Origin of the sequence: Psychrobacter sp. P11F6 (assembly GCF_001435295.1) — a bacterium.
Lineage (GTDB): Bacteria > Pseudomonadota > Gammaproteobacteria > Pseudomonadales > Moraxellaceae > Psychrobacter.
Window position 1 is genome coordinate 2,538,849 of record NZ_CM003594.1, and the last position, 21,152, is coordinate 2,560,000.

Annotated in this window: 14 protein-coding genes and 1 pseudogene; 12 read left to right on the forward strand and 3 right to left on the reverse strand. The window is 44.0% G+C overall.

The window, feature by feature from the left end; translation table 11 throughout:
* The first annotated feature begins 177 nt into the window (after window positions 1–177).
* Window positions 178–1,305, forward strand: coding sequence for an alkene reductase (locus AK822_RS10400; protein ID WP_228139086.1), 1,128 nt, complete (start codon window positions 178–180; stop codon window positions 1,303–1,305).
* A 78-nt stretch (window positions 1,306–1,383) separates the two neighbouring features.
* Here the strand turns inward: AK822_RS10400 and AK822_RS10405 are convergent, their stop codons facing one another.
* Window positions 1,384–1,785: a TehB family protein gene (locus AK822_RS10405; RefSeq protein ID WP_060491593.1), complete on the reverse strand. Its 402-nt coding sequence runs from the start codon at window positions 1,783–1,785 to the stop codon at window positions 1,384–1,386.
* Window positions 1,786–2,107: 322 nt separating this feature from the next.
* On the opposite strand from AK822_RS10405, the gene AK822_RS10410 reads away from it, so the two are divergent.
* Window positions 2,108–3,586: an MFS transporter gene (locus AK822_RS10410; RefSeq protein WP_060491594.1), complete on the forward strand. Its 1,479-nt coding sequence runs from the start codon at window positions 2,108–2,110 to the stop codon at window positions 3,584–3,586.
* Window positions 3,587–3,797: 211 nt separating this feature from the next.
* Here the strand turns inward: AK822_RS10410 and narL are convergent, their stop codons facing one another.
* Window positions 3,798–4,457, reverse strand: a complete 660-nt coding sequence (narL, locus tag AK822_RS10415) for a two-component system response regulator NarL (RefSeq protein ID WP_060491595.1) — start codon at window positions 4,455–4,457, stop codon at window positions 3,798–3,800.
* A 74-nt stretch (window positions 4,458–4,531) separates the two neighbouring features.
* Entirely contained in the window at window positions 4,532–6,565 is a 2,034-nt protein-coding gene (locus tag AK822_RS10420) for a histidine kinase (RefSeq protein WP_228139014.1), read from the reverse strand.
* A gap of 401 nt (window positions 6,566–6,966) precedes the next feature.
* Here AK822_RS10420 and AK822_RS10425 point away from each other — a divergent pair.
* From AK822_RS10425 to mobA, 10 genes and pseudogenes are all read left to right on the forward strand, one after another.
* Window positions 6,967–8,333 (forward strand): annotated as a pseudogene (locus AK822_RS10425) (NarK family nitrate/nitrite MFS transporter).
* Between the two features lie 348 nt (window positions 8,334–8,681).
* Window positions 8,682–12,440, forward strand: coding sequence for a nitrate reductase subunit alpha (locus tag AK822_RS10430; protein WP_060491596.1), 3,759 nt, complete (start codon window positions 8,682–8,684; stop codon window positions 12,438–12,440).
* 92 nt (window positions 12,441–12,532) lie between these two features.
* On the forward strand, window positions 12,533–14,071 hold the full coding sequence (gene narH, locus AK822_RS10435) for a nitrate reductase subunit beta (protein ID WP_060491597.1): 1,539 nt from the start codon (window positions 12,533–12,535) through the stop codon (window positions 14,069–14,071).
* Between the two features lies 1 nt (window position 14,072).
* Window positions 14,073–14,927 carry a nitrate reductase molybdenum cofactor assembly chaperone gene (narJ, locus tag AK822_RS10440; protein WP_087945630.1) on the forward strand — a complete coding sequence of 285 codons (855 nt, stop codon included), beginning with the start codon at window positions 14,073–14,075 and terminating at the stop codon, window positions 14,925–14,927.
* A gap of 14 nt (window positions 14,928–14,941) precedes the next feature.
* Window positions 14,942–15,667: a respiratory nitrate reductase subunit gamma gene (gene narI / locus AK822_RS10445; RefSeq protein ID WP_045447153.1), complete on the forward strand. Its 726-nt coding sequence runs from the start codon at window positions 14,942–14,944 to the stop codon at window positions 15,665–15,667.
* Window positions 15,668–15,975: 308 nt separating this feature from the next.
* Window positions 15,976–16,875 (forward strand): peptidylprolyl isomerase, encoded by a 900-nt coding sequence (locus AK822_RS10450; RefSeq protein WP_060492274.1) that lies wholly within the window; start codon window positions 15,976–15,978, stop codon window positions 16,873–16,875.
* Between the two features lie 144 nt (window positions 16,876–17,019).
* Window positions 17,020–18,315: a molybdopterin molybdotransferase MoeA gene (gene glp, locus AK822_RS10455; protein WP_060491598.1), complete on the forward strand. Its 1,296-nt coding sequence runs from the start codon at window positions 17,020–17,022 to the stop codon at window positions 18,313–18,315.
* Between the two features lie 320 nt (window positions 18,316–18,635).
* Entirely contained in the window at window positions 18,636–19,751 is a 1,116-nt protein-coding gene (gene moaA, locus AK822_RS10460; protein ID WP_060491599.1) for a GTP 3',8-cyclase MoaA, read from the forward strand.
* Between the two features lie 66 nt (window positions 19,752–19,817).
* Window positions 19,818–20,348: a molybdenum cofactor biosynthesis protein B gene (moaB, locus tag AK822_RS10465; protein WP_060491600.1), complete on the forward strand. Its 531-nt coding sequence runs from the start codon at window positions 19,818–19,820 to the stop codon at window positions 20,346–20,348.
* Window positions 20,349–20,351: 3 nt separating this feature from the next.
* Window positions 20,352–21,110, forward strand: coding sequence for a molybdenum cofactor guanylyltransferase (mobA, locus tag AK822_RS10470; protein WP_060491601.1), 759 nt, complete (start codon window positions 20,352–20,354; stop codon window positions 21,108–21,110).
* The last annotated feature ends 42 nt before the right edge of the window (window positions 21,111–21,152 follow it).

Here is a 21,152-nt window from a genome sequence, read left to right on the forward strand (position 1 = left end):
ATATGTACCATTTATAATTGTATCTTAAACAACAAAATTCTGTTTCCGATTGTATCCATAAAACTCTATGCTTGCCAACCTTACTTACGCAGCAATAAAACATCAAAACAAGCTCAATGGTTTAAACAATAACCCAATCTATTTGTTTTAAAAGAGAATTTTATGGAACCATCTAATATCGATACCAGCCCATTATTTGCATCTGTCACACTTGGACCATATACGTTAAAAAACCGTATTGTCATGCCACCGTTGACACGCTCTCGCAGCACGCAACCGGACAATATTCCTAATGAATTAATGGCAAGCTACTATGCCCAGCGCGCCTCTGCAGGTTTTATGGTCACTGAAGGCACGCAAATTGAGCCAAGGGGTCAAGGTTATGCGTGGACGCCAGGCATACATTCGCATGCCCAAATCGAAGGCTGGAAAAAGGTTACTCAAGCGGTACACGCAGCAGGTGGTATCATTTTCGCTCAGCTTTGGCATGTGGGTCGCGTGTCTCATACCAGCTTACAACCACAAGGCGCTCAGCCAATTGCACCATCAGCTATCACTGCTGACAATGTAAAAGTATTTATCGAAACAGCACCAGGTGCAGGCGCGTTAGCCGATCCTAGTGAGCCACGCGCACTCAGTACTGATGAAGTTAGTGAACTGGTCGCTATGTATGCGGCAGCCGCACGCAATGCATTGGAGGCAGGTTTTGATGGCGTCGAACTGCATTGTGCCAATGGCTATTTGGTGAATCAGTTCATCTCTGAGCATAGCAACACACGTGATGATCAATATGGCGGTTCATTGACCAATCGCTTGCGTTTCTTAAAAGAAATCGTAGCTGCCGTCAGTGAGGTGGTTGGCGCTGATCGCTTAGGCGTACGTTTCGCACCGCTGTTTGCTAGCACAGATGAGACTCGCGTATATTTAGGACTAGTGGAATCAGATCCACATCATACGTATATTGAAGCGATTAAAGTACTTGAACAAGCGGGTATCGCTTATTTATCTATTGCAGAAGCTGACTGGGACAATGCTCCTGATTTACCAGAGACGTTTTATCAAGCCGTCAGAGCGGAGTTTTCAGGACGTATTATCTATGCGGGTAAATACACGACGGAAAAATCGGTTCATATGCTAGCTAAAGGTTATGGTGACTTATTTGCTTTTGGTCGTCCCTTTATTGCTAATCCCGATTTACCTGAGCGCATCGCCAATCATTGGCCACTCAATGAGGCAGATCCTACCACGATGTATGGTGGCACCGAAATTGGCTATAATGATTATCCTTACTATCAAAACTCTTAATACAATAAGGCCATTCGTGGCCTTATTTTTTTGCTTATAAATAGGATATTTTTAATAGCTGATTCATATATATAGCCCTTATGATTCATCCGACTGATCAAACAACTTTTCGATAGGCTTGCTGTGTATCTTTGAGCTATTGAACAGCGACTTATTACCAGTATCTGCTTCTGTCCAAAAATTAATATTAAATTGGGCATCATCACTTAATTCTACGCGGTGCCAATATTGAGGCGGACTGACAGCGAACTGACCTGCTTTAATAGCAATGGTTTTTTCAGGTTCAGTGGCGGCTTCATCAGCAAAGCCATAAAAGGTAACCGTGCCTTGCATGACACAAATTTGGCCGTATACGCCCTCTGCTGTATTGTGATGAGTCAGCAAGGCTTTTGGGACTTTATCTTTAGTAAAAAAGTGGGTCGAACGCTTTATTTTCCAATGGCTGGGTATGACGGGGTTTGAGGCGACAGTATGACTCATGGTAACTCCTTGGCTAATTTGATGGGTGTATCCAAATCCTTTTTATTAACAGCGTACTTGAGAATAAAATTCTATTAATAAACGAGAAAAACACGTACAGTAATGGTTATTACTATAGCGCATCATATTTTCAAATGTATTGCTATCCTCATATCATCTTAGTTAACCATCAATATATAGGATATTAAAGCCACTTTTTAATCCCCATTAAGTAGTATGTGAAATGACATTCATACTGCTTTCGCCTAATGGTTAGCGAGCTTACTTATTGCTACATTAACTCCATCTAAACTATCCAGTTCGACGGTGGAGAATACTTGTCATGCATGCAAAAGAGCTACTTGAGGTTGAACGCCGTGATATAAGAGCGCTTCACTATACGTGGATTGCTTTTTTTCTGACCTTTTACGTCTGGTTCAATATGGCGCCACTAGCCACTTCTATGCTAGAGGCCGAAAGCTATCTAACTTCTGAACACATCAAATTATTTCTCATTGCCAACGTTGCTTTGACCATTCCAGGGCGAGTGGTAGTCGGCATGGCATTGGATCGCTTCGGTCCGCGTCGCGTGTTTTCCATACTGATGGTCGTCATGGCGATACCGACATGGTTCTTCGCGTTTGGTAATTCCGCGATGCAGCTTTTCGTCGCTCGCCTATTTATGTCTATCGTGGGCGCAGGGTTCGTCGTTGGCATTCACATGACCGCCCTTTGGTTTAAGCCAAAAGACATTGGCTTTGCCGAAGGATTTTATGCAGGCTGGGGTAATTTTGGTTCAGCTGCCGCAGCGATTACTATTCCCACGGTTGCGCTACAGTTCTTTGGTGGTGATGACGGTTGGCGCTGGGCAATTGCATTATCTGGCTTACTGATGGCCGCTTACGGGGTGGCCTATTGGTTTTTAATCACCGATGGTCCTACACAAGATACCCATAAAAAAGCACGTAAGGCGGGTGCTTTAGAGGTATCAAGTTGGAGAGATTTATTATTATATTGCCTATTTATTATTCCTTTATATGGCGTATTGGGTGTATTGGTTTATCGTACTAAAAACATGGGATTCCTGAGCGAAACAGGCGCTTGGGGGTTTTATACTCTCATCGCTGTGGTGGTTATTTACCAAATTTACAAAGCCATCAGTGTCAACGTACCCATGCTCAAAGCGGGTATCCCTGAGGATGACAAATACCCCTTTACCTCTGTTGCCGCCCTAAATGTCACCTACTTTGCTAACTTTGGCGCAGAGCTGGCGGTCGTCTCTATGCTACCAATGTTCTTTGCCGCAACGTGGAAGCTCGACCCTACCGTCGCAGGGTTAGTCGCATCGACCTTTGCTTTTGTTAACTTATGGGCGCGACCACTTGGCGGCTATATCTCTGACAAGGTCGGCAATCGTCGCTTGGTGATGTTGGTATACATGTTCGGTATCGGTATCGGCTTTGGATTGATGGGATTGCTGAATGCAGAGTGGCCATTGTTTATCGCGGTCGTCTTTACGATTCTATGCTCAGTCTTTGTGCAAGGGGCAGAAGGTGCAACTTTTGGTATTATCCCCTCAATTAAACGGCGCTTAACGGGTCAAATTTCTGGTATGGCGGGTGCTTATGGCAACGTGGGCGCTGTGTTCTACCTATTTATATTTACCTTGGTCGAACCAAATCAGTTCTTTTTTATCATTGCGATAGGTGCATTTATCGCTTGGGTACTTTGTTTCTTCTGGTTAAAAGAGCCTGAAGATGCCTTTGGTGACGAATACAAAATGTCCTCGGTCGATCGTCAAATTGCCGCTGAAGAAGGCTAATTTGATTACCTTATAAAATAAAAAAGCCACCCAGCATCACTGCTCGGTGGCTTTTTTTGACTTATATAGAGAGCTATCTAGACATGTCATAGGGGTTATTCAGATGACCCATGATTTTTTTATAAAAAATAGCGCTTTCAAAAAGTAATATTTTCAAAAATTAGATATTTCAAAAAAAGCCACTTCGATAAATAACCATTTTGACAAACGACTACTTTGACAAATGATTCACGGTCCATACTGCTGCCTCTACCCGTGTGCGTAGTCCAGTTTTGTTCAAAATATGCTTAACATGCACTTTTACTGTGGATTCTGCGATATCCAGTTTGTTGGCGATCATTTTATTACTTAAGCCTTCAGCAATCATTTGAATCACTTGCAGCTCTCTAGTAGTGAGATTGCCAGCGATATCTTCAATGCTTGGTGTACGTAATGTTTGCGCCAATATTGAGGCCAAATTGGGGCTGATAACCAGCTCACCGCGCAACACTTTTCTAATATCGACAATGATTAACTCAGGCTCCATATCTTTTAGCAAATAACCATCCACCCCTAATTTCAACGCTTCTTGCACGTCTTCTCCGCTGTCAGAAACTGTAAATAGCAAGGTAGCCACGTCAATATTTTTGGCCTTGATTTCTCTTAAGGTTTCGATACCAGTCAACACTGGCATTTTATGATCTAGAATGACCAGATCGACCGGATTGTTTGCCAAAAAATCCAACGCTTCTTGTCCGTTATTCGCCTCACCAACGACGGTGACATCACTTTCGAGACTGAGCAGTTCTGCGACACCGCGGCGCAGCATAGGATGGTCATCGACCAATAGTAGCCGAGCCGGAGAAGCAGACGTATAAACTTTAGTAGTCATAAAATACTCACAAATTGAAAAATGGTACAAAAAACACAATGCAATGGTTAAGAGCGTTTACTAAGCCGATTCACTTAGTTTTGCTCAGCCATATAATCCGTAAAGAAACTGGGTACAAACCTGACGATGACACTGGTACCTGCGGGCACATTATTAGAGATGATCAAATCACCGCCTAATTTATAGGCACGCTCTTTCATAATCATTAGACCATGATGCTGGGTCTGATTGACAGTCCCTGATATGCCGATGCCGTCATCATTGACCATCATCGCTACATAATTACTTTCATCATCATAAACCAAATCGATAGTGACGCAGTTAGCATGAGCATGGCGACTGATATTCGACAGCGCCTCCCTTATAATTTGAATGAGGTGCACTTGTTCGGTTGCCGTTAGATTCAAGGATAGGATTTGATTGTTGACCTTTATGTCAAACTGCCCTTTTACCGCAAACTCATCAGCCGCCTCATATAAAGCTTCATCAAAATTGCCGCTATCAATCGTTAAGCGAAAAGTCGTCAATAGGTCTCGCAGCTCATGATAAGCAGAGTTCAGACCCATTTTTATTTGACTGATATGCTGCCCAACCTTGATTTGACTTTGCTCATCAAACACCACCAGCCCACTGTCTTTATCAGTAGACAGTGGCAGATGTTTTTCGAGCACGCTGACTTGTATTTTTAGATAAGACAATGACTGTGCTAAAGAGTCATGCAACTCCCTAGCAATGGTCGAGCGCTCTTCAAGTAGAATAAGCTGATGGTCTTGCTGCCTTTGTCTGCGTAGCGATAAGGCGGTGCTGACGAGATTGGTCAGCACAACAATCAATTCATTATTTTTAGCAATCAAATAACTACTATCTACCTCTACTACCTTGATACGTGTTGAATCTTCCTCGCTTTTTTTCTCATCTTCTGCATAAGCTTTATTGGTCATTAAGACAGATTTTGGTCTGACCTTTAGCTCACCAAATTCTATATCTTGATGAATAATCGGAAACGTTTGGGTATAAACGTCTTCTTTAATAGAGCAGCTATCACAAGTGAGTTTGGTACATAGCTCCTTCATCCTATCATCGTGCAGGGCTATAGAGTTTTTATTGGTTAGAATATTGCTTTGGATACACAGCGTAAAATCTAAATATGGGAATATACACCCAAAGCCAGTAATCAATTCATCAAGCCGATGTAAGCTCACAGGACTACTGGTCAATTGCTTTGAGAAATCATAAAACAATGATAAGGCTTGGTTGGCTTTTACCAGATGCTGAGTCTTTGTCTGTACCTCACTCTCAAGTGAGCGCTGATACCTCTCAATGGTACTAGCCATACCGTTAAAAGAATTGCCAAGCGCTTCAAATTCTCTATAACCGCTGATAGACACTCTCGTATCATATTTGCCTTCTTTAAACGCCCGATTGGCTTTAATGAGTTGTTGAATAGGCGTTAGCACTGAGTTCTGTAACCTTTGTACGCCTATCAGCATAATAATCATGCTCAGTATCAGTGATAGTATTTGTAGGTTTTGCTGCCATGTCTGACGCTGCTCATTTCTATCCTGTAACGCGCCAACAAAACGATTAACATCGTCAATATACTTGGTTGAATCACTATAAAAGCCTTGCTTGTCTTGTGCCAATAATGATGGTTTTAAATCACGAAACCATTGTGATTTTATCTGGCTCCATTGCTCACTGATCGCCTTATCTCTGTTGGCACTGGTCAGTTGATACGCTTGTAATTTGTTGAGACGACTCTCCATGTCTTCAACCAGTATGTCTATTTTTTCAGACTCGCTTTTATTGGAGAAATCCAGTCTGTCTTGCTTTTCTACCTGCGGCGCATTGTCACTATCTAAGCCATCTTGTTTGATATTTAGGCTTGAGCTAAAAGGATGGTTATCCGCAAAGTCAGTCGCTAACTGAAAGCTAATGCGATACGTTGCCATGCGTATCGATCCTGCGGTATTAATCGCCTCAGCATCAGACTTTGCGACCCAAGCGAGCGCACCGCTGCCTATCGCTGACATCAAAAACAAAGTAGCGATGATCGTAATAGCAATCCAAGTATGAAGGAACAAAGACTGCCGTCGTAGATTAGACATGATTAATAGCGCTCCCATCAGATACTTTCTGCACAAAAGATTTGAGATCTTAAAATTGAACGTCGCAAAGGCAAAAAATACACAGCATAAAAAATACTACAGCGCACTTAGCAGTCCATCGACAAGCAAAATTTTAGTGATAAACCTGCTCGCAATATACCCCTTTTAGTCATCAGTATACCACTATGTATGAATACTCTTCATCGGGATAACACAGTACCGTGAGTTATCATTTTTTGAAAGAGCAAGTAATTCATAGCGCTCATAAGCCAGTACGGCGGCTCTTTGTTATCAACAATAACAGGAGTAAGCGCTACGGTTTACTGTAAGTTTAGACAGCCATTTGATGATAAAAAATACTGAATATAACTAGGCATAGCTGATACTAAGTGAGGAATAACATGGGCAATAATTACAACTTCAAAGGTGGTAAGCTCATCACTGACTGGCGACCTGAAGTAGAAGAATTTTGGGAAGGAGGCGGCAAAAAAGTCGCTCGTAGAAATTTATGGATATCCATTCCATCGTTGCTATTGGCATTTGCAGTATGGATGGTATGGAGTGCCGTCATCGTCCGTCTGCCAGAGATTGGTTTTGATTTTGATGATGGGCAGTTGTTTTGGCTCGCCGCGCTGCCCGGACTATCAGGGGCAACGCTGCGAATTTTTTATTCTTTTATGGTGGGCGACGTTGGACAGCGATATCTACCTTATCCCTGTTAATTCCAGCATTATGGATGGGCTTTGCGGTTCAGAATCCTGATACGCCATTTATGATATTTGCCATCATTGCCCTACTTTGTGGCTTCGGTGGTGGTAACTTTGCCTCCTCCATGTCCAATATCTCGTTCTTCTTTCCAAAAGCAGAACAGGGCACTGCTCTTGGGCTAAACGCGGGTTTGGGTAACCTTGGCGTGTCAGTCATGCAGTTCGTTGTACCGATGATTATATTGGTAGCAGCCTTTGGCAGCTTAGGCGGCGACCCGCAAGTCTCTGCAAGCGGTCAGCTGTTCTATCTACAAAATGCAGGCTTTATTTGGGTACCCTTTATTCTGCTATTTTCAGCACTGGCATGGTTTGGCATGAACGATATTGCCACTGCTAAAGCTTCCTTTAAAGACCAATCGGTTATCTTTAAACGCAAACATAACTGGATCATGTGTATCCTATATATGGCGACCTTTGGCTCGTTCATTGGTTTTTCAGCCGCGTTTCCGATGCTGATTAAAAACTCATTTCCTGCCATTGATGCGCTTAAGTTTGCCTTCTTGGGTCCTTTAGTTGGTGCGCTATTTCGCCCTTTAGGTGGCTGGATATCTGACAAAACCAGTGGCGCAAAAGTGACTTTTTGGAACTATATCGTGATGGTATTGGCGGTAGTGGCGGTGATGTATTTCCTCCCTAGCGAGACTCATGAGGGCAGCTTTGTCGGATACTTTATCTCCTTTATGGTGCTGTTTATTACCACAGGTATCGGTAACGGCTCTACCTTTACCATGATTCCCGTTATCTTCAGAACCTTTCATGAACGCCTTGAACCTCAAAAAGCAGGTACAGAGGACTTGTTTGTCGAGATACGTAAAGAATCAGCAGCAGTGGTTGGCTTTACCTCAGCGATAGCGGCCTATGGCGCATTCTTTGTCCCAAAAATGTTTGGTTCAGGACTGGGTGTTGATGGTACTTTTATCGCTTTAATTGTTTTTTATGTTCTCTGTATTGTGTTGACATGGTGGTATTACAGTCGCCCTAATGCTGAGATTCCTTGCTAAAGTAGCCTTGTATAAATCATTCTTTGAAAACAGATTTTCAAATTAGAAACATCTCTCTTTATAGTGCTACTTGCCAGCGTAAGTAGCACTTTTTTTATTTTTACCAATCCATATTTTTCTTATAAATAAGCCCGACTCATAAATACTTAACGATTTTTTAAGCAAATTTTATCATTTACCGCTACTACTAAGGTGGTAGTGCTCTGCTCATGTTAGCGGATAGCAAGAGGGCGATGGCTTACTTAAAATAATACCATCGAAAAACATTTACAGCTTGGGCAAAGGGTTGTTTTTACCACGCCATTCAGCTTTAGATACCCCATAGGCAATAATACAGAGGATAGCGAAATGAGCCATTTACTCGACCAATTCCGTTTTTTTAAACGTAAAAAGGGCGAATTCTCCGATGGGCATGGTGAGACGCGCGATGAGTCTCGTGACTGGGAAAATGTGTATCGTAGCCGTTGGCAGTATGACAAAGTCGTGCGTTCAACGCATGGGGTCAACTGTACCGGCTCTTGCTCATGGAAAATTTACGTAAAAAACGGCTTGGTCACATGGGAAACGCAGCAAACTGACTATCCTGAAACCCGTCCAGACTTACCAAACCACGAACCGCGTGGCTGTCCTCGTGGCGCAAGCTACAGCTGGTACATGTATTCAGCGAACCGTGTGAAATACCCTAAAGTACGTAAGCCGCTTCTAAAATTATGGCGTGAAGCCAAAGCGCAGTATCCTGATCCTGTCGATGCTTGGGGCAGCATTGTCCAAGACCCTATCAAAGCAGAACAGTATAAATCCAAGCGCGGCTTGGGTGGTTTTATCCGCTCAACGTGGGCAGAAGTCAATGAAATTATCGCTGCTAGTAATGTCTATACCGCCAAAACTTTCGGTCCTGACCGTATCGTTGGTTTCTCTCCGATTCCTGCGATGTCGATGGTCAGTTATGCCGCCGGTAGTCGATATTTATCACTTATCGGCGGTGTTTGCTTATCATTCTATGATTGGTATTGTGACCTGCCGCCAGCCTCGCCAATGGTTTGGGGTGAGCAAACTGACGTGCCAGAATCAGCCGATTGGTACAACTCTGACTATATTATTGCCTGGGGTTCAAACGTTCCGCAAACGCGTACACCTGATGCGCATTTTTTTACCGAAGTTCGTTATAAAGGCACTAAGACAGTCTCCATCACCCCTGATTATGCTGAGGTTTCTAAGTTAACTGACTTATGGCTAAACCCAAAACAAGGTACTGACGCAGCGGTCGCACAAGCATTCTGTCATGTCATTATCAAAGAGTTTTATCTTAAGCAGCCAAGTGACTATTTCTTAGATTACGCCAAACGCTATACCGATTTACCAGTCCTTGTGATGCTAGAAGGTGAAGAAGGCGCTCGCCGTGCTGGTCGCTATCTACGCGCTTCTGACTTAATCGATAATTTAGGTCAAGAAAACAACCCTGAATGGAAGACCATCGGTCTAAATAGTGATGGTGAACTGGTTTCTCCACTTGGCTCGATTGGCTATCGTTGGGGCGAAAAAGGCAAATGGAACCTTGAGCAAAAAAATGGTACGACAGGCACAGAGATTGACCTCACACTGACTTTGAAAGACAGCAATGAGACCTGCAAAGTCGGCTTTGATTACTTTGGTCATGTGGATCATCCACATTTCACCTCGGTACCGGGCGAAGCGATACAGCAAAAAACCGTTCCTTGTAAAACCATTACCCTTGCCGATGGCAGCACCGCTATCGTTGCGACCGTCTTTGATCTAACCGTTGCCAACCTTGGTGTGGATAATGGTGTTGGCGGCGAGCATGTCACCGACGACTATAACGATGCAACCGTACCGGGCACCCCTGCTTGGCAAGAAGTCATCACCGGTCTAAGCCGTGAGCGCGTCATTCAAGTCGCGCGTGAATTCGCTGAAAATGCCCATAAGACTCATGGTAAATCGATGATTATCATCGGCGCGGGTATGAACCACTGGTATCACCTCGATATGAACTATCGCGGCGTGATTAACATGCTCATGCTATGTGGCTGTATCGGCAAATCTGGCGGCGGCTGGGCGCATTATGTTGGTCAAGAAAAACTGCGCCCTCAAACGGGTTGGTTGCCATTGGCCTTTGCCCTTGACTGGCATCGTCCGCCGCGTCATATGAATGGCACGAGCTTCTTCTACAATCACAGCTCACAGTGGCGTCATGAGACCATTTCTGCCCATGAGATACTCTCGCCTCTCGTCGATAAAAAGTTTTTCCCTGAGCATATGCTTGATTACAACATTCAAGCAGAACGCGCAGGCTGGTTACCTTCAGCGCCGCAACTCAATCGTAACCCACTGACCATCGCCGCCAAAGCCGCCGATTGCGGCAAAGATGTGGAAGAGTATGTGGTCGATTCTCTACAAGATGGCAGCTTACGCTTTGCTTGTGAATCCCCTGATAATCCTGACAACTTCCCGCGCAATATGTTTATCTGGCGCTCAAACTTATTGGGCTCGTCCGGTAAAGGTCATGAATATATGCTGCATTATTTCTTGGGCACCAAAAACGGCTTGCTCAATAAAGAAAATGCAGAAGGTCACCTGCAACCAAAAGAAGTCGATTGGGTAGAAAAAGGCCCAACTGGTAAATTAGACTTGGTTGTCACATTAGACTTCCGTATGTCTTCCACCTGTTTGTATTCTGACATCGTGCTACCGACTGCAACGTGGTACGAAAAAGATGACATGAATACCTCAGACATGCATCCATTCATTCACCCATTAACCGCCGCGACTGACCCTGCGTGGGAATCTAAGACTGATTGGGAAATTTATAAAGGCATTGCCAAGAGCTTCTCTGAAGTATCAAAAGGTCACTTAGGTGTTGAAACTGACGTTGTCACCTTGCCGATGCAACATGACACCCCGGGTGAGTTGGCACAGCCATTTGGTGGCACTGACTGGAAAACGGCTGGCGAAAAACCTGTACCGGGTAAAAACTGCCCGATGATTAAAGTAGTTGAGCGTGACTATCCGAGCACTTATAAAAAGTTCACTTCTATGGGTCCTGCCTTAGAAAAACTGGGCAATGGCTCAAAAGGCTTGAATTGGGATATGAAAACCGAGGTCAAACAGCTTGGTGATTTAAATCATAGAGTGACTGATCCCGGTATTTCTGAAGGTCGACCAAGTCTCAACACCGCTATCAATGCTTCTGAAATGATTTTGATGCTCGCGCCTGAAACCAATGGTCATGTCGCCGTAAAAGGCTGGGCTGCACTCTCTGAATTTACTGGTCGCGACCATACTCATCTTGCCAAATCTAGCGAGCACGAAAAAATCCGCTTTAAAGATATCGTTGCGCAGCCACGTAAAATCATCTCAAGCCCAACGTGGTCAGGTATTGAGTCGGATCAGGTCAGTTATAACGCCGGTTATACCAACGTCCATGAGCTAATTCCTTGGCGCACGATTACTGGTCGTCAGCAGTTTTATCAAGACCATCCTTGGATGCAGGCGTTTGGTGAGCAAATGCAGCAGTATCGTCCACCTATCGATACCAAGACCACTGAGCTGCTCAAAGACGCCAAACCAAATGGCAATAAAGAGATTGTACTGAACTTCTTAACACCGCACCAAAAATGGGGCATCCACAGTACCTACTCTGAAAACTTGCTGATGCTGACCCTAAGTCGCGGCGGACCTTGTGTCTGGATGTCAGAAGTCGATGCCCAAAAAGCTGGCATCGTCGATAACGACTGGATTGAGCTGTTCAATGCTAATGGGGCAATCACTGCCCGTGCCATCGTCAGCCAAAGGGTGAAAGAAGGCATGACCATGATGTATCACGCCCAAGAGAAATTGGTCAACATTCCAGGCTCTGAGCAAACAGGCACGCGTGGCGGTATCCATAACTCGGTCACTCGGACGATTTTGAAACCGACACATATGATTGGCAGCTACGCCCAGCAGTCTTATGGCTTTAACTACTATGGCACCGTCGGTTGTAACCGTGATGAGTTTGTCGTGATTCGTAAAATGTCAAAAATCGACTGGCTAGAAGATAAGCCAGATAACGAATTGCCACGTCCATTACCAACCAGCATTGAAGGGTAAAGCTGTTTCTTCTATCGAAAAGATATCCTGATTTCAGGATATCTAGGAAGAACATAAAGCTGCTTTTTTACTATTATTTGGAGCACAGATCCATGAAAATTCGTTCGCAAGTCGGCATGGTGCTTAACCTTGATAAATGTATCGGTTGTCACACCTGCTCAGTCACCTGTAAAAACGTCTGGACCAGCCGTGAAGGTATGGAGTATGCATGGTTTAACAACGTTGAATCAAAACCTGGTATCGGCTATCCCAAAGAGTGGGAGAACCAAACCAAATGGAAAGGCGGTTGGATACGTAATGCCAACGGCACTATCAATCCGCGTATCGGTGGTAAATTTAGAGTATTGGCTAATATCTTTGCTAACCCTGACCTACCAGAAATTGATGACTATTACGAGCCGTTTGATTTCGATTATCAGCATCTGCATACCGCGCCTATCAGCAACCATCAGCCTATCGCCCGTCCGCGTTCAGCCATTACTGGCAAGCGGATGCAAAAGATTGAATGGGGTCCTAACTGGGAAGAAATCCTCGGCTCAGAGTTTGAAAAACGTCGCAAAGATAAGAACTTTGACAACATTCAAGCGGAGATTTATGGCGAGTACGAAAACACCTTTATGATGTATTTGCCACGTCTGTGCGAGCATTGCTTGAACCCAACTTGCGTGGCGTCATGCCCAAGTGGCGCGATTTATAAGCGTGAAGAAGACGGCATTGTCTTGATTGACCAAGAAAAATGTCGCGGCTGGCGCATGTGTATCTCAGGCTGCCCGTATAAAAAGATTTACTACAACTGGAAGTCGGGGAAATCCGAAAAATGCATCTTCTGTTATCCACGTATCGAAGCCGGCTTACCGACCGTTTGTTCAGAAACCTGTGTTGGTCGTATCCGCTACTTGGGCGTACTGCTTTATGACGCGGACAAAATCGCTGAAGCAGCAAGCACCCCTAACGAGCAAGACCTTTATCAAGCACAGTTAGACGTATTTTTAGATCCAAATGACCCTGCTGTTATCGCCCAAGCATTAAAAGACGGTGTACTGCAATCGGTCATTGATTCAGCGCAGCGCTCACCAGTTTATAAGCTAGCGATGGATTGGAAGCTTGCGCTACCACTACATCCTGAATACCGCACGCTGCCGATGGTTTGGTATGTGCCGCCATTATCACCGATTCAAAATGCTGCTGAAGCAGGCAAAGTCGGTATGGATGGTTTGATTCCAGATGTCGACAGTTTACGCATTCCTTTGCGCTATTTAGCAAATATGCTTACCGCAGGCGATGAAGAGCCAGTTCGTCTAGCATTGAAACGCCTACTTGCTATGCGTAGCTACAAGCGTATGCAATTGGTTGAAAAACAAGAAGTCCAAAGTATTTTGGATGATGTGGGTTTGACCAAGCTGCAAGTGGAAGAGATGTACCGCTACTTGGCTATCGCCAACTACGAAGATCGCTTTGTGATCCCAACGGCGCATCGTGAAGAAGCATTGAGTGATGCATTCGCTGAGCGTAATGGTTGCGGATTCACCTTTGGCGAAGGCTGTTCAGGACATTCGGACAACAGTATGTTTGGCCAACGCAAAACCAATCGCCGCGATTTCATCGATACTGTCCAAAAGTGGGAGTCATAAGATGCAAACTACTCAACTTAATAACAGCACTTTAGTGCATGAGCCAATTACCCAACCAACCATCGGCCATTCAGACTTAAAGCTACTCAAGGTACTCAGCCTACTTATCGATTATCCAAGCAATGAGCTGTTTTTAGGCGATACCTTAGCTGATTGCACAGAGGTTGTTGCCAGATCAACGCTGATTAGCCCAGAAGTACGCACGCAAATCATCGACTTGATCGAAGATTTAATCGATACCGGCTCTCTTGAGGCGCAAGCGCGTTATGACGGTCTGTTTGAGCGCGGGCGTTCTTTATCACTATGGTTGTTTGAGCATGTACATGGCGAATCGCGCGACCGTGGTCAAGCGATGGTCGATTTGATGGGTCAATATCAGGAAGCTGGCTTTGAGATTAGCGTCAAAGAGCTGCCTGATTATCTGCCTTTATATCTCGAATTTTTAGCTTATCAAGCAACCATTATTGAAGACGACATTCAAATTCGTATGGATATCGCTGATGTTAGCCATATCCTCGCTTTGCTTGCCGCCAGATTAGAGGGTCGCGGTAGCTTGTATAAAGGCTGCTTTAATGCGCTATTGCAAATCGCTGGTAAACCGCTCGATATCGTTGAAGAGTATCAAGAAAAAATCAGCAAAGAGAAGCGTGATGACAGCTTTGAGGCATTAGACAAAGAATGGGAAGAAGAAGTGGTGACGTTTTTAGATGCGCAACAAGAAGAGCGTTGCCCGTCACAAACAAGTACACAAAATCTTGCAGCAAAAGCTGGTATAAAAAATGCCTCTGCTACAAATGCGGTCGATGCTCCAGTGCACTGGGTAGATTTTAAAACCAACCAGCCAGTTAAATCATAATAAGGAGAAAGGACATGAATATCGCAGATCCTAGTGTGCAGTCTTTAGCCAACCTAAACTGGCTACAAATTTTCCTTTTTGGCGTTTATCCGTATGTGGCATTGACCATCGCTATTATTGGTACTTGGGTACGTTTTGATTTATCTCAGTATTCATGGAAGACAGGCTCGACGCAAATGCTCAGAAGCAAAAACATGCGCCTTGCCAGCAACTTATTCCACGTTGGCATTATCGTGGTGCTCCTCGGTCATTTATTTGGTATGTTGACACCGCATTTTCTTTATGACAGATTTATCAGCGCCGGACATAAGCAGATATTAGCGGTGGTCGTTGGGGGTATCGCAGGCGTGTTTTGTTGGTTTGGCTTGGTCATGCTCATGTGGCGACGCTTTACCGATGACCGTATCTCAAACACCTCATCGTTCTCAGACAAGCTGGTACTGGTGCTGTTATTTATCCAGCTGAACTTAGGTCTGCTGTCCATCTTTACGTCAGTGAAGCATTTAGATGGCTATACCATGATGAATTTGGCAGGATGGGCACAGGACATCACAATCTTAAGACCTTTGCAGGCAGCGGCGCGCATTGAGCAAACTGACTTAATTTATCAGCTGCATATGGCGCTAGGCATCACCCTGATTGCGATATTTCCGTTTACACGGCTTATTCATATCATCAGCGCGCCAATTTGGTATTTCGGGCGTCGCTATCAAATTGTCAGACAAAAGAACTCTCAGTAAGGCTGTAGAGCAGTATCTAAATGGAACGGCGTTTTTAACCCTATCCTCAACTAGATATTGCTCTTTACCCTACCTTTAACGATGAATCAATACGCCCTATATTTTAGAATTTCTATTACCAGAATCCTTAGTGGAGCAAAGCCATGACTGTCAGTACCTACAATCCAGCCGACCATGCGACCAACCAAAACGCTCATGTGCACAGTGGTAATCATCACAGCCATGATAATGGCAATCACAGTCACAGTCACAGTCACAGTCATGCCGATCACACCCCTACTGGTCGCGGTGATGATATTCTTAGAGTAATGCCAACCTTGTCTGATTTGCAAAAACCGCATTCTGACCAAGAGTTCATCGAAAAAGCGATGGCGGAAGAGCGCAGCAACCATAAAAATCTGATTGCCTCTAGCCGTGATGAGCTGCCTTCAGTGACGGTCAATGGGGTGATGATAGATAGAACCAATATCGCTCAAGAGCTGCAATATCATCCAGCAGAAAACAAAGAAGACGCCGTCTTTTTAGCGACGCAAGCGTTAGTAGTGCGCGAATTACTGAGATTGGCGGTTTTAGATGAGCCAAGCCTTGGTGAAGCGGTATGGGAAAACGACGAAGAGCAAGCTATCTCTACTTTAATAGACAAAAACGTTCAAGCAACGATGCCAGATATGGCAACCTGTGAGCGCTATTATAAGCAGAATATGACTGACTTTAAGACTGACCCCATTATGACCGTACGCCATATTTTATTGGCATGCCCGCCTGAAGATGGTGATGAGCGCTTAAAGCTCAAAAAGACCGCGTACGAGTTTATCGAACAAATCAAAAATAATGCCAATCCTGATGCCGAGTTTATTCAGTTAGCACGCCAGCATTCTGCTTGCCCTTCAAAAGAGCAAGGTGGCGAACTGGGTGTGATTAGCAAAGGTCAAACCGTACCAGAATTTGAAGGTGTATTGTTTAAGCTCGATAAAGGACTTGCACCAAGCCCTATCGAAAGCCGTTACGGTTTTCACATCGTTGAGGTGCTCAATAAAGAACCTGGGGTACAGATGACTTATGAGCAAGTCAGCCCTGCGATCCATAATAAATTGAGCCAACAAGCCTTTCACCAATCATTATGCGATTACTTGTTTACCTTAGCGCATGAGGCTGATATCCAAGGTATCGAGATGACACTTGAGCAAGAGAATATATTCCGCGGCTAAGCAGTCCACTGTCGGTCACTTAATTCTTATGTTATAAAGTAGCTGCTATGGTATAAAGGTTCTTGTGATACAACACACTTTTTATGCTATGTGTCGTTCAATATCAATAACACAGTTCAATATTAATAAAATGAGTAGACGTTTATGATTACGGTTGCAGGACTTATCTCTGAAATACAGCAGCGTATAGAAGCTTATAATACTAACGATTATCCGCTACACAAAAGAGTGGTCGAAAGCTACGATTTATTAGACAGCCGTCATCATATATTGGCAGAAGATATTGTCTCGCCTTTTGCCATACCAAGACAAAATCTATCGGCGATGGATGGTTATGCGATCGCTAAAGACAGCCTACTCTCAGCAGACAGCACGATTGATATCGTGGGTGAATCACAAGCGGGCAGTCCTTATAGTGGCGACATTTCAGCAGGACAAGGGGTGCGTATCTTTACCGGTGCGGTCGTTCCTGATAGCTGTGATACGGTCATCATGCAAGAAAACACCAACTTTGCCGCCATAAAAGACCGCATTGATAAATCGCAGCTTTATACTATTACCCTCAGTCAAGACGCTAAGCATGATGACAATATCCGTAAACAAGGCGAAGAAATTGAAGTTGGCGAAGCGGTTCTATTAAAGGGTAAACGCCTAAATCCTGCTGATATTAGCTTATTGGCTAATTTGGGCTTTGGTCAAGTGACGGTATATCAGCCTTTAACCGTTGGTGTACTCGCAACAGGTGATGAGCTAGTTGCCATTGGCAATGAGCTGACCAGTTTGGCGCAAATCTATAACTCGAACACGCCTACCCTAAAAAGCTTACTCGCTGATTTACCCATTACTATTCGTGATTATGGCATTATCCCAGATGACTTAGATAAAACCACCGCAGCCGTAACCCAAGCCATGCAAGAGTGTGACGTCCTTATCTCTACGGCTGGGGTATCGGTTGGCGACTATGATTTTTTAACCACGGTTATTGAGCAGCTTGGGCAGATTAACCACTATAAAGTCGCGATGAAACCCGGCAAGCCATTTGTCTTTGGCGAGCTGACTAAAGATCTTGCCAAGCCCGTGCTATATTTCGGCTTGCCCGGCAATCCGCTATCGACCATCGTTGGTAGTCTACAATTTGTCATTCCCGCTTTGTGGCAAATGGCAGGCGCTGCGCCACAAGAGCGACCTATGCAGTTAAGTCTCACTGCAACGCTTAAAAATGATATCAAAAAATCAGCGGGACGGATGGATTTTCAAAGAGGCATATTGTCCCAAAACGAACTTGGTGATTTCCAAGTTGAAAGCTTTATCAAGCAACAATCGCACCGTATCAAACAACTAAGCCACGCCAACTGCTTCATTGTACTAGCACAAGATTCTGGCAATGTAGCCGCTGGTAAAACTGTAAAAGTGCAACCTTTCCCTTGGTTGCATTGCTAAAAAGCTAAATAATTGAATCATTAATAACGGTATAGCTAAAAAGCTGCATGGCTAATCAATGGTATAAAGAGTTACACAGTTAATTATTCTTTATACTGTTGATTAGCCATGAATCATGAGAAACTGCTTGGGGCGTATGTTGATTTTAAGAATCATAACCAAGTAGCATCTACTACTTTAGTGGTAGTTTTTGGGTCACTTACGGTGAATGGTTATTTGCGTGTAAACTGTCATAATCATACCTAAATAGAACTTCCCACTCACAACCTGAGGCAACGCCTAAAAGTACACACTATACTTAATATTAATGGTAATCATCTATGAACCATCTTGCCCCTACCCTAGGTAATGCGCAATTGTATTCGCCTGCCGCTGCACCCGTTATTTTTGATGGTGACTCATCATCGAACGTTGCAATGAGAGCTGCTAGCACGTCGACGTATTTTCCGGTCACGCTCTCTCAACCGTTAACCGATGGTTTCGCACGACGTCTCACCTATTTGCGTCTATCGATTACTGATTTCTGTAATTTCCGCTGTGAATATTGCCTGCCAGATGGCTATCAAGGCAAACCACCACAAAACGAGCTTAGCGTCACTGAAATTGCCACGTTAATCCGCGGATTTGCCGAAGTCGGTACTAAAAAAGTCAGGATTACGGGCGGTGAACCCTCTATACGCCGTGATGTGGTCGATATTATTAAAACCATCAAAAACACCGAAGGTATTGAAACCGTTGCCATGACCAGTAATGGTTATAAGCTTGGTAAGCACTTAGCTAGCTGGCAAGCCGCTGGGTTGAATCAGCTGAATATCAGTATGGACAGCTTTGATGCCGCAACCTTCCATAAGATGACTGGCTTTGATATGTTGCCGCAGCTCTTGGCTGATATGGATACCTTACTTGCGACCACAGATATTAAGCTAAAAATAAACAGTATTTTAATGGCTGAGACTGCCTTTGAAAATTTGATGAATGCCATCGACTATGTTAAAAACAGAGCGGTCACTTATCGCTTTATTGAATTTATGCAGACCAGTGATAATAGCGATTTATTTTTTGCGCAGCATGCACAGTCCGATATTATTACCAATTACTTATTAAAAAATGGCTGGCAAACTCACATACGTGGCAGCAACGATGGACCAGCGATAGAATACAGCCATCCAGATTATCAAGGGCGTATTGGCATGATTGCCCCTTATGCTGCTCATTTTTGTGATAGCTGCAATCGCTTACGGGTCAGTAGTCAAGGCAAGGTTCATTTGTGCTTGTTTGATCAAGGTAACTACGATATTCGTCAGCATCTGGAACAAGATGATGTCGCAGGACTTGTTAATACCCTGCATAGCTTTATGCCAATCAAACCTGAACATCATTATCTTCACGAATCAAACAGCGGCATGATGAATAATTTGTCGATGATTGGTGGATAAAATCAATAATGTATCAATAATAAAAACTTCTATTTCCATAACAAGCGTATTTATTAAGGATTATTCATGAGTAAGCTGCAAGCACCCTTTACCCCGCTTAATATCGCCATCTTAACGGTTTCTGACAGTCGTACTCTTGCAGAAGATACTTCAGGGCAGTATTTGGTTGACCAACTGACCACAGCAGGACACCAACTTGCCGATCGTCAGCTGATTATTGATGATATTTATAAAATCAGAGCCGTCATCAGCGGTTGGATTGCCGACCCTAATGTACACGCTATTATCACCACGGGCGGTACTGGCTTTTATATTCGCGACAGTATGCCAGAGGCGGTTGGCGTCTTGTTTGATAAATCGGTCGATGGCTTTGGCGAGATGTTCCGCTTAATCTCAAAAGACGATATCGGCATGTCTACCATCCAATCTCGCGCTGTGGCTGGTATGGCAAATGGCACGGGTATTTTTTGCCTACCCGGTTCATCAGGTGCTTGCCGCACTGCGTGGGAAGGTATCTTACAAGAGCAGCTCGATAGCCGCACACGCCCCTGTAATTTTGTGCCACACTTTATGCGCACCAATCCAGGTCACGATTGATTCATGGTCGATGTTGCAGATAGATTAATCGAAGTAGATAAATGCAATCTCTTAGCAGGTATCGTTATTTTGGCGGGCGGCGCATCCAAACGTATGGGATCGCCAAAAGCTGAGTTGATACTCCCGACAGGTGAGCGTTTACTTGATTATCATGTCAGACAAGCGCTTGAATTGAGTGCTGCGATGATAAGCAATATACCTATTATGATTGCGGATAATGGACGCGGCTTTAGCATCAATCCAGATTTGCTTAAGAATTCGCCATCGCCAGTCTTTCATATTACTGATTATCTATCTGCTAACGATCTTTCTAACAATATTCTGTCAAGCAATGATGACAAGCCGATTGAAACAGGCGGCGCGTTGGTAGCGATTGAGTCAGCACTGCAATCTGTAACAAGCTCAATAGAATTAACGACAGACACAAGCCCACATATATCTTGGTTAACGGTTATCAGCTGTGACAGCTTAATTCCTGTCACAGATTTATGGCAAAAACTGCAACCTTATATGACGAACAATTCTGATAAAACTGTTATTTGCCTAACAGATGACAGTAATTTATATCCATTGTTAGGTTTATATCGTTTAAGTATTGAACCTAATTTGAAGGATTATATTGACGATGGACAGCGGCAAGTGATGAAGTTTATTCAGCCAATTGTGCAGCCCGTCCCTTTCGCAAAAAACTGGCAGTATCTGACCAATTTTAATACGCCTAAAGATTTTGAGCATGCCTGTTTAGCTTTAAACGACTTATAAAAAGGTTTATTGAGAGAAACTAGCTTTCAGAAAAACTGACCA